Below are 10741 nucleotides of genomic sequence, written 5' to 3'. Positions count from 1 at the left end.
AGGTAAGCGAAAAAGAGAAAAGGATAGGATAGATTAGAAATGAAGCAAAAGGTAAAACTGATTGCATCGGATCTGGACGGCACGCTTTTACAGAACTATATGCCGGATTGTTCCGAGGAGGCGATCGAACTGATCACGGCACTGACGAAAAAGGGCGTGATCTTTGTGCCTGCCAGCGGCAGACAGTATTTTAACTTACATAACATGTTCAAAAAGGTGGATGGAGATGTCATGTATCTCTGTGAAAACGGTGCCTTGGTCTTTTACCAGGACAAGGTTCTCCTAAAGCGGGAGTTTGACCGAGCGTTAGCCTTGGAACTTTGCCACATGGTCATGGATGATCCAAAGTGTGAAGTCTTGATCTCCGGGGAGCGCACCTGCTATGTGGTGCCAAAGACAGAGGACTATGTGAATTATCTGACAAATCACATCAAGAACGATGTGACCGTGATCGGGGCACCGGAGGAGATCACAGAGCCGATCATCAAGGTATCTTACTTTACCCCAAAGGACTACCGGGATCAGGTGACGGCATACTTTACCAAAAAGATCGCCGGAAGATGCCAACTCATGGTATCTGGTAATGAGTGGGCGGACTTTGCACCACTTGGAGCCAATAAGGGTACGGCACTCGAAGCCATCGGTCAGCAGATGGGGATCGCACCGGAAGAAATGGTGGCTTTCGGTGACAACGAAAATGACCGTTCTATGTTGGAATTTGTGGGACAGCCTTATCTGATGCAAAAATGTAATCCGACCATGGAGGATGTCAAGGTGAACCACTGCGACCGCGTGGAAGATGTTTTGCGTCAGATTTTAAATGAAATGTTGTAGATACAACATATTTTTTAGACAAAATGTCTTATGATCTAGTCATCTTAGGAAAAGTAAAGGAGCATAGATCATGAGAAGAAAGATTGTTCATATTGAAGAAGAAAAATGTAATGGATGTGGCGCATGTGCGACAGCCTGCCACGAGGGAGCCATTGAGATCGTAAACGGCAAGGCAAAACTCATCAAAGACGACTATTGCGACGGACTTGGCGACTGTCTGCCGCATTGTCCGATGGATGCCATCCATATCATTGAAAGAGAAGCGGCAGATTACGACGAAGTCGCTGTCAAGGCACGCATGGAAGCAGCCCAAGAACAACCAAAGCCATTTGTATGCCCGGGCAGCATGGCAAAAGCCATTGCACATGAGGATGCGCCGGAAGTGGCGGCAGCGACAAAGGCTGCGAGTGTCAGCCGTCTTGCTAACTGGCCGGTACAGATCAAACTGGCGCCGCCACAGGCACCATATTTTGACGGTGCCCGTCTTTTGATCGCGGCAGACTGTACGGCATATGCTTATGCATCCTTCCATGAAGAATTTATCAAGGGGCATGTGACCCTGATCGGCTGTCCAAAGTTGGATGCGATCGATTACAGTGAAAAATTAACGGAGATCATCAAGGCAAATGACATTAAGAGCGTGACGATCGTGCGCATGGAAGTACCGTGTTGCGGCGGGCTGGAGTATGCAGCCAAGACCGCCTTACAAAACAGCGGCAAGTTCCTTCCATGGCAGGTTGTGACCATCTCCATTGATGGCAGGATCCTTGATTAAGGAAAATGTTGACAGAATTGATTATTGCCTTAGAAAATGAAGAAATCGAGGTCGAGATCGTAAGATCCAAGCGGCGAAGCATGGCACTCCAGATCCGGACGGATGGATCCGTCTTAGCGCGGGTACCTATGCGTGTTTCAGACAGGACCATCCGCCGCTTTGTGACCTCGCATGCCAGGTGGATCGAGGAAAACCGCAGCCAGATGTTTGCAAGAAGACAGTATCTGGCAGAAAATCCTTACGACATCCCGGAATGGGAGAGCCTGACGGCATCCGACAAAAAAATAGCCAAGCAAAAGATAATAGAGCGCGTAGACTACTATGCAGATTGCATGGGGATAGACTACGGCTCTATTTCTATGCGTAATCAAAAGAGCAGGTGGGGAAGCTGCAGCAGTAAGGGAAATCTCAACTTTAACTACCGGCTGGCTTATCTGCCGCAGGAACTTTTGGACTATGTCGTGGTGCATGAACTGGCGCACCGCCGTCATATGGATCACTCCAAGACTTTCTGGCAGGAGGTCGAGACCTATTATCCAAATTATAAGGAATGTCGGCGGACATTAAATGATATCATGTTAGCATAAGGAGAGACAGATGCGGTATTACATTGCAGATTGCCATTTTTTCCATGAAGCACTCAACCGGGAAATGGATCACCGGGGCTTTGCCTCCGTGGAGGAAATGAATGAATATATGATAAAAAGATGGAATGAAAAGGTCAGAAACCGCGACGAGGTCGTGATCTTAGGAGATCTTTCCATGGGAAATGCCGAGCAGACCAATGCCCTTTTAGACCGTTTGCAGGGCAAACTGTTCCTGATCGTCGGCAATCATGACAACCGCTATCTGCGGAGCAAAACCTTCCACAAGGAACGTTTTGGCTGGATCTATCCCTATGCGGAACTCCATGATGACGGGCGCAAGGTCGTCCTTTCCCATTATCCCATCGCCTGTTATAACGGGCAGTATTTAAAAAATAAAAAGGGAGAGCCGCGGACCTATATGCTCTATGGGCATGTGCATGACAGTCATGACGAGCGCCTGATCGAGCAGTATCAGCAGATGGTGGAAAAGACCCGGATCCCGGATCGTGATGGTGGAACGCAGTCCCTTTCTTCCCACATGATAAATTGTTTTTGCATGTATTCGGACTACCAGCCCCTCAGTCTGGACGAGTGGATCGCGCTGACAAAGCAGCGACTTATCCGTTGCCAGAATGTGGAAGATTCATTATAATATAAGAGTTATCATCTAAGGAGGTAATCATACGAAATGAAGAAAGAAAATAAGAAAATGGCGCAGGAGAGAAGAGCCGCAGAACGTAAAAAACAGGCAACCATGCGTCTGGTGAGAAATACCCTCATCATTGCGCTTATCGTTGCATTTTTTGTCGGCATGATCGTCTATGGCGTGATCGATAGCCGTAAGCAAAAGGCTGCCGAGGCAGAGGATGCCCAGCAGCAGGCGACAGATACGTCCAGCCAGGAGTCCACCACACAGGATTCTTCAGATACGACGAAAGAGACATTGCTGACAGATACCAGTCTGGAAGTAAAGGAAGGCGATACGGTCAATATCGATTATTCCGGCAGTATTGACGGTTATGTTTTCCAGGGAGGAACCGCAGAGGGACAGGATCTGACGATCGGATCTAATACTTTTATCGATGACTTTGAGGAGCAGTTGGAAGGTCATAAGGTAGGAGAGACCGTTGAGGTCAATGTCACATTCCCGGAAAATTATGGTCGTTCTTATACAGACGATAATGGCGAGACCAAGAGTTTCAATGGGGCTGAGGCAGTCTTTACCGTCAAGATCAACGGCATTTACGGACAAGCAGAAGAATAAGGGAGGAAAAGCCAATGAGAAACATTACATTAGGAAGTACAGGGATCACAGTGCCGCAGAACGCTTTTGGGGCACTGCCGATCCAGCGTATCAGTGCTGAGGATGCAGCGGGACTTTTGAAAAAGGCATACGAAGGCGGCATGCGCTTTTTTGACACGGCAAGAGCCTACAGCGACAGCGAGGAAAAAATGGGCTTAGGTCTTTCAGATGTCAGAGAAAATATTTACATTGCCTCAAAGACGGCAGCCAAGACACCGGAAGGATTCTGGAAAGACCTTGAGACCACACTTCATAATTTAAAGACCGATTATCTGGATATCTATCAGTTCCATTGTGCAGACCGGGTTTTTGCACCGGGGGATGGCACAGGCATGTACGAAGCCATGCTTGAGGCAAAAGCCCAGGGTAAGATCCGTCATATTGGTATCACAGCGCACAAGATCGGCATTGCCGAGGACATCATCGAATCCGGTCTTTATGAGACCTTGCAGTTCCCATTTTCCTATCTGTCTGCGGACAGGGAACTGGCATTGGTGGAGAACTGCCGCAAGCACAACATGGGCTTTATTGCCATGAAGGGACTGGCTGGCGGACTTATCAACAATTCCACCGCAGCCATGGCATATATGACACAGTTTGACAATGTCCTTCCGATCTGGGGAATCCAAAAAGAGAGCGAGTTGGACGAATGGCTTGCCTTTATGGATCAGACACCGGAAATGACCGATGAGATCCGTGCCTTTATTGCCAAGGAATGTCAGGAACTGACCGGCGATTTCTGTCGTGGCTGTGGCTACTGTATGCCGTGCCCGGCAGGTATCATGATCAACCAGTGTGCACGTATGTCTCTCATGCTCCGCCGTGCGCCGTCAGCCAACTGGCTGACCGAGGAAATGCAGGCAGAAATGAAGAAGATCGAGGGCTGCTTAGAGTGTGGCGCCTGCAAAAAGAAGTGTCCGTATGAACTGGATACACCGACATTACTAAAGAAAAATTACGAGGACTACAAGCGTGTGCTTGCAGGGGAAGTAGAGGTATAAGAGATGATCAATCCGGGAACTATGATGAAACTCATGAATGCAAAGAACACATTTACAAACAATCATCCAAAGTTTGTAAAGTTCTTGCAGGTGGTATTTTCTTCCCGCGTGGAGGAAGGAACTGTTTTTGAGATTACCGTGACTAAGCCGGGAGAGGAACCGATCACGACAAATTTTAAGGTATTGCAGTCGGATCTGGAATTGATGGAGAGCCTGAAAGATTTACAGTAACAGGCAGGTGGAGTATAAAATGGAAGAAAAACGTCTGGCACTTTTGATCGATGCGGAGAACGCGAGTTCCAAGTATATTGATGCCATTATCAGTGAATTAAAAAAATATGGTGTGATCACCTATCAGAGAATGTATGGAGATTTTACCAGTCCAAATCTTGCAGACTGGCACAAAAAGGCATTGAAGCATGCCATTGTGCCAATCCAGCAGCCGCGCTATTCGTCCGGCAAAAATGCATCGGATATCATGCTGGTGATCGATGCCATGGATATCTTGTATCAGGACAAGACGGATGGATTTTGTATCGTGACTTCGGACAGTGATTTTACAAGACTGGTCAACCGCCTGCGTGAAGAGGGCATGTTTGTGATCGGCATGGGCAAATCCGACGCGTCAAAGACCTTTATTGCAGCCTGCAATGAATACAAGTTCTTGGATAAGATCGTGGATGAGGAGGTCAAGGAGACTTCCAAGGCAAAGAGCCACAAAGAAAGTAATCACGACAGCAAGGGCGATTCTATCACACCGATCGGAGAAATTAAATCAGCAATTAACGAATTGATCCAGCAGAGCGAGAACAATGGCGAGCATGCCAATCTGGGATCCACCAAGAGCAATCTGCAAAGACTCTTCCCGGATTTTGATGAGCGAAATTACGGCTACAGTTCCATGCGTACCTTTATTGAGGAAGCGACCAAGTTCGAGACCATGCAAAAAGGTACTGCCATCTGCATCCTGCGCAGCAGTGACCATGGCAAGGATATCGAAAAAGAAGTAGAGAAATTTGTACAGAAGGCAGCAGCCAGCACGGTGGAACTGGGAACACTTGGCAGGATGATCGCGACTGAATACCCGGATTTCAAATACAAGGATTACGGTTATGCCAGACTTTCCAAGTATGTCAGCAGTGTTCCGGGCGTGCAGATCGAGAACAATCTCGTGACCGCCATCCTGTAAAGACAGGTATAGATTTTTCTGGTTTTCAAAAAATAAAGATAGGATAGCAATATGAAAAACACAAGTCAGCGTAAAAAATTAAAAATAGAGATCACCATTGTCATCATTATTTCCCTGATCACGGGGATCATGGCTTATCTCAACCAGTATTATCACGCCGAGGGCGTAGAGGACGCACTGGAATCGGACGTGGAAGTTACCGTGACCAAGACGGAGGACGGCTATTTTTTTGATGGCAAGGGTACGGAGAGTGCCATGGTCTTTTATCCGGGAGCCAAGGTGGAGGAAATCTCCTACGCACCGCTCATGAAGCAGTTGGCGGCAAATGGCTTGGATTGCTATCTGGTCACTATGCCTGGTAATCTGGCGATTTTTGGCATGAATAAGGCAACGGATGTCATGACAGCCTATAAGTATAAGCATTGGTATATCGGCGGTCATTCGCTGGGCGGAGCCATGGCGGCATCCTATGCAGCAGATCACGCGGACGAACTGGACGGTCTCCTTCTTCTGGCGGCCTATTCGACCAAGGATCTTTCCGACAGCGATCTTGCGGTCGTGTCTTTGGTCGGCAGCGAAGATGGTGTCATCAACCGGGATAAACTGGCAAAGTATGCGGACAATCTGCCAAAGGATACGACGGTTGATATTCAGTTTGCCGGTGGCAATCACGCCTACTATGGCAATTACGGAGAGCAGGACGGCGATGGCAAAGCCGGTATCTCACGCGAGGAAGAGCAGGCGACGGTAGTGGATGCCGTGGTAGAAGCCTGGCTGTAAGAGTTACATAGACCGGATCTATGAAGGAAAGGATAAAATTAAATGAAGATATTATTTTATGATGCAAAGAAATATGATATCGATTCTTTTGATAAGGAACTGGCAGATTATGCATCCATAGAGATCGATTATCTGGATGCCGATATCAATGTGAGAACAGCGGCTTTAGCAAAGGGCTATGATGCCGTCTGTGCTTTTGTCAGTTCCGATTTATCCGCACCGGTTCTGGAAGTTTTGCACGAGGAAGGCGTAGGTCTGATCCTATTACGCTGTGCCGGTTTCAACAATGTGAATCTGGAAAAGGCAAAGGAACTGGGACTCACCGTCCTTCGCGTACCGGGCTATTCCCCGGAAGCCGTGGCAGAGCATGCAATGACACTGGCTATGAGTGTCAACCGACGTATTCATAAAGAATATATCAAGGTGCGGGAGAACAATTTCAGTCTGGAAGGACTCATGGGGATCAACTTTTACGGCAAGACCGCAGGTATTATCGGTACGGGAAAGATTGGTGCCGCTATGGCGCGCATTTGCCGGGGATTTGGTATGCGGGTGATCGCCTATGACAAATACCCGAATCCATCTTTGGATTTTATCGAGTATAAAGAATTAGAAGAAGTTTTCCGGGAGGGTGACCTGATCTCTTTGCATTGTCCGCTCACGATCGACAACTATCATATGATCAATGCCAAGACCATTTCTCTGATGAAGGATCAGGTGGTACTGGTCAATACTTCCCGCGGGGAACTGGTCGATACGGATGATCTGATTGCCGGGATTCGTGCCCACAAGTTTCATGGCGTGGGACTGGATGTTTACGAGGAGGAGTCCGGCAATGTCTTTGAAAACCGTGAGGCAGACATCATGGAACATTCCGTTACGGCAAGGCTTTTGTCTTTCCCGAATGTGATCGTCACCTCACATCAGGCATTCTTTACCGAGGAGGCAATGGAAGCCATCAGCCACACTACCTTAGAGAATGCGCTGGGCTACGAAAAGGGAGAGATCCCTACAGGCAATCAGGTGTAAGTTTAAAATGATTTTTTTTGGAACTCAGGATGCCCTCGCGCTGCATCTTGCTGAGTTCGTTGGAGAGGGCGCTGCGGTCGACCCCCAGATAATCTGCCAGTTGTTGGCGGTCAAAGGGGATGTCGAACTCGTAGTTGCCCTCTTTTTGTGCAAAAAAAGACAGATAGGACAAGAGCCTGCCGCGGATGGTCTTGGGAGAGGTGTGGAGGATGTGGCGGGACATATGCAGGTTCTTTTGTGAGGAAATGGCAAGCAGATTGCCTAAGAGGGCGCGGTGGCTGTAGCAGGACTTCTGACAGGGATTTAGGATAGCCCGGGTCTGTAAGAAAAGGACTTCTGTCGGTTCATTTGCAACGATATCGACCATGAGGATCTCCTCCGGTGTCAGGGCATAGGACTCGGCAAAGATCGCGCCTGCCCCCAGGCGGTCCATTACGGTGCGATTGCCCCAGAGGTCATTGTTTTCGATGGTGATATTGCCGGAGAGGACCAGACCGATGGCAGAGACCGTCTGTCCGGCACGCAGGATCAGACTGCCTTTTTCATATTGTCTGGTCTGTACGGAAAAACAGGTCAGCATCTTTTCCAGTTCATCCACGGATATGCCGCGGAATAATCTTGTATTTGCTAAAAATTGGTAATTCATTTTATCTCCTTTTGTTGTTATGACAACATAATTGTTTCGATAACCATATTATAATGAGCCTGTCAGTGAAAAACAAGACAAATAAGCAAGATAAAGGAGAAGAAAAATGGAAAATAAGATGTTTTGCTATCAATGTCAGGAAACAGCAGGATGCAAGGGATGCAGTGTGCGCGGTGTCTGCGGTAAGACACCGGAAGTGGCTGCATTGCAGGATCTTTTGATATATGTGACCAAGGGATGTGCTGCCCTTACAACAGCGCTGCGCAGTGAGGGCAAAGAGGTTTCTTATGAGGTCAACCATCGTATTACCTTAAATCTTTTTACAACCATCACCAATGCCAATTTTGATGGGGCACAGATAAAAAAGCGGATCGCAGATACCTTGGTCTGCAAGGAAGAACTTTTACAGCAGTTAGAGGACAAAAGGGAATTGCCGGAGGCAGCCCTTTGGACGGCGGAGCCGTCGGCTTATATGGAAAAGGCAAAAAGTGTCGGCGTTTTGGCAACGCAGGATGAGGATATCCGGTCTCTGCGCGAGTTGATCACCTATGGGCTCAAGGGTCTGTCCGCCTATTCCAAGCATGCCAATGTACTGCTGGCAGATGACGCAGAACTGGATGCCTTTTTACAGCGGGCACTGGCAGCAACCTTAGATGACACCTTATCCGTGAATGATCTGGTGGCGCTGGCATTGGAGACAGGCAAGTATGGCGTGAAGGGTATGGCACTTTTGGATGGAGCCAACACGCAAGCCTATGGCAATCCGGAGATCACAAAGGTCAACATCGGCGTGGGTAAGCGCCCGGGCATCCTGGTATCCGGACACGATCTGCGGGACCTGGAAATGCTTCTGGAGCAGACCAAGGACAGCGGCGTAGATGTATATACCCATTCAGAAATGTTACCGGCACATTATTATCCGGCGTTCAAAAAGTACAAGCATTTTGTCGGCAATTACGGAAATGCATGGTGGAAACAGACGGAAGAATTTGCGTCTTTCCATGGTCCGATCCTGATGACGACCAACTGTATCGTACCGCCAAAGGATTCCTATAAAGACCGTCTCTTTACCACGGGGGCATCCGGCTATCCGGGCTGCAAACATATTGAGGGAGAAATTGGTCAGGAAAAAGACTTTAGTCAGATCATCGCATTAGCCAAGACATGCCGGCCACCGGAGGAGATCGAACAGGGGCAGATCATCGGCGGTTTTGCACATGCCCAGGTATTTGCCCTGGCAGACCAGATCGTAGAAGCCGTAAAGAGTGGCGCGATCAAGAAATTCGTTGTCATGGCAGGCTGCGACGGCAGAGCCAAGTCCCGGTCTTACTATGCGGATTTTGCAAAGGCATTGCCACAGGATACGGTCATCCTGACAGCAGGCTGTGCCAAGTATAAATACAATAAATTAAATCTGGGTTCTATAGGAGATATCCCGCGTGTCCTGGATGCAGGGCAGTGTAACGATTCCTATTCGCTGGCGGTCATCGCTATGAAATTGCAGGAGATCTTTGGACTGGAAGACATCAATGAACTGCCAATCGTCTATAACATTTCCTGGTATGAGCAGAAAGCAGTTATTGTCTTGTTGGCGCTCTTAGCCCTTGGTGTAAAAAACATCCACCTGGGACCGACCCTGCCGGCATTCTTATCACCGAATGTGACAAAGGTTCTGGTAGACAACTTCGGGATTGCAGGCATTGGCAGCGTGGAGGAGGATATGAAGATCTTCTTTGGTGAATAAATCTTTACAGAAAGGAAGTGGCTTGTTATGATATTCTGGTGTCAGGTTCTGGCACCGGAAGGAGAACAAGCCATGCTTTCTTTAAACCGAAATCAGATCAAATATATTGTGATCCTAGCCATGCTCATCGATCACATTGCCTGGGCTTTTGTACCGCTTGCCTCCTGGCAGGGGCAGATCATGCATATGATCGGTCGGCTGACAGGTCCGACCATGGCATATTTTATTGCCGAGGGCTATGTGCATACACGAAGCGTAAAGAAGTATGCCAAGAGACTTGCCATTTTTGCGGTCATTTCCTGGATCCCCTTTACTTTTTTTGAGTATGGACATTTACCTATTTATAAATTAAATGGAAATTATACATTTGAATTTTCGCCGGGCGTTATCTACACCCTCTTTCTAGCCCTGCTTGCAATCTGGGTTTGGGATAAGGGAACGATGATGGAGGCACAGAAAAAAGCCATCATTGCCTTTCTTTGTATCTTGTCCATTTGGGGAGACTGGCCCATCTTTGATATCCTTTATGCCATGTGTTTCTTTTGCTATCGGAAGGATGAAAAGAAGAAGTGGTCGACTTATACCCTGCTCTCTGTCTGTAGTTTTGTCTTTGGGGGATTTGGTATCTGGGGTATTTATCAACTGGGGGTCTTTTTGGTGCCCCTGCTCCTACATTATACTTATAATGGAAAGGCGGGCAGTAAGAAGCCCATACATAAGTGGTTCTTTTATGTATTCTATCCCCTGCACCTGCTCGTGCTGGGACTTTTAAAAATTTTATAAAGTAAGATCACATAGAAAGCCCTCGTGCGCAGGATACGCGCGGGGGCTTTTCTTTTATTTCATTGAGAAG

Annotated in this window: 13 protein-coding genes; 12 read left to right on the top strand and 1 reads right to left on the bottom strand. The window is 47.9% G+C overall.

The window, feature by feature from the left end:
* Positions 1-39: 39 nt before the first annotated feature.
* From DW183_RS00385 to DW183_RS00340, 10 genes are all read left to right on the top strand, one after another.
* Positions 40-834 carry an HAD-IIB family hydrolase gene (locus tag DW183_RS00385; protein ID WP_118280127.1) on the top strand — a complete coding sequence of 265 codons (795 nt, stop codon included), beginning with the start codon at positions 40-42 and terminating at the stop codon, positions 832-834.
* 70 nt (positions 835-904) lie between these two features.
* Entirely contained in the window at positions 905-1609 is a 705-nt protein-coding gene (locus DW183_RS00380) for a 4Fe-4S binding protein (RefSeq protein WP_118280124.1), read from the top strand.
* 5 nt (positions 1610-1614) lie between these two features.
* A complete protein-coding gene (locus DW183_RS00375) occupies positions 1615-2196 on the top strand; it encodes a M48 family metallopeptidase (RefSeq protein ID WP_118280122.1) in 582 nt (193 codons plus the stop codon).
* 10 nt (positions 2197-2206) lie between these two features.
* Positions 2207-2848, top strand: a complete 642-nt coding sequence (locus DW183_RS00370) for a metallophosphoesterase (RefSeq protein ID WP_118280120.1) — start codon at positions 2207-2209, stop codon at positions 2846-2848.
* A gap of 36 nt (positions 2849-2884) precedes the next feature.
* Positions 2885-3460 (top strand): FKBP-type peptidyl-prolyl cis-trans isomerase, encoded by a 576-nt coding sequence (locus DW183_RS12725; RefSeq protein WP_118280118.1) that lies wholly within the window; start codon positions 2885-2887, stop codon positions 3458-3460.
* A gap of 14 nt (positions 3461-3474) precedes the next feature.
* Entirely contained in the window at positions 3475-4500 is a 1026-nt protein-coding gene (locus DW183_RS00360) for an aldo/keto reductase (RefSeq protein ID WP_118280116.1), read from the top strand.
* Positions 4501-4503: 3 nt separating this feature from the next.
* Positions 4504-4731 (top strand): hypothetical protein, encoded by a 228-nt coding sequence (locus DW183_RS00355; protein ID WP_178010674.1) that lies wholly within the window; start codon positions 4504-4506, stop codon positions 4729-4731.
* A 19-nt stretch (positions 4732-4750) separates the two neighbouring features.
* Positions 4751-5689 carry an NYN domain-containing protein gene (locus DW183_RS00350; RefSeq protein WP_118280113.1) on the top strand — a complete coding sequence of 313 codons (939 nt, stop codon included), beginning with the start codon at positions 4751-4753 and terminating at the stop codon, positions 5687-5689.
* Between the two features lie 51 nt (positions 5690-5740).
* Positions 5741-6469 carry an alpha/beta hydrolase gene (locus tag DW183_RS00345; RefSeq protein WP_243069477.1) on the top strand — a complete coding sequence of 243 codons (729 nt, stop codon included), beginning with the start codon at positions 5741-5743 and terminating at the stop codon, positions 6467-6469.
* 42 nt (positions 6470-6511) lie between these two features.
* Positions 6512-7498, top strand: a complete 987-nt coding sequence (locus DW183_RS00340) for a 2-hydroxyacid dehydrogenase (RefSeq protein ID WP_118280111.1) — start codon at positions 6512-6514, stop codon at positions 7496-7498.
* Here the strand turns inward: DW183_RS00340 and DW183_RS00335 are convergent.
* The gene (locus DW183_RS00335) at positions 7479-8144 is read right to left on the bottom strand and encodes a Crp/Fnr family transcriptional regulator (RefSeq protein WP_118280109.1); all 666 of its coding nucleotides are present in this window, start codon (positions 8142-8144) and stop codon (positions 7479-7481) included. The genes DW183_RS00340 and DW183_RS00335 overlap by 20 nt on opposite strands.
* Positions 8145-8250: 106 nt before the next feature.
* On the opposite strand from DW183_RS00335, the gene hcp reads away from it, so the two are divergent.
* The gene (hcp, locus tag DW183_RS00330) at positions 8251-9888 is read left to right on the top strand and encodes a hydroxylamine reductase (protein WP_118280107.1); all 1638 of its coding nucleotides are present in this window, start codon (positions 8251-8253) and stop codon (positions 9886-9888) included.
* A gap of 27 nt (positions 9889-9915) precedes the next feature.
* The gene (locus DW183_RS00325) at positions 9916-10671 is read left to right on the top strand and encodes a TraX family protein (protein WP_243069476.1); all 756 of its coding nucleotides are present in this window, start codon (positions 9916-9918) and stop codon (positions 10669-10671) included.
* Positions 10672-10741: the final 70 nt, after the last annotated feature.

Origin of the sequence: Roseburia sp. AM16-25 (assembly GCF_003473825.1) — a bacterium.
Taxonomy (GTDB): domain Bacteria; phylum Bacillota; class Clostridia; order Lachnospirales; family Lachnospiraceae; genus Pararoseburia; species Pararoseburia lenta.
The sequence above is the reverse complement of the archived record's forward strand: the minus strand, read 5'-3'. Positions and strand labels throughout refer to the sequence as shown.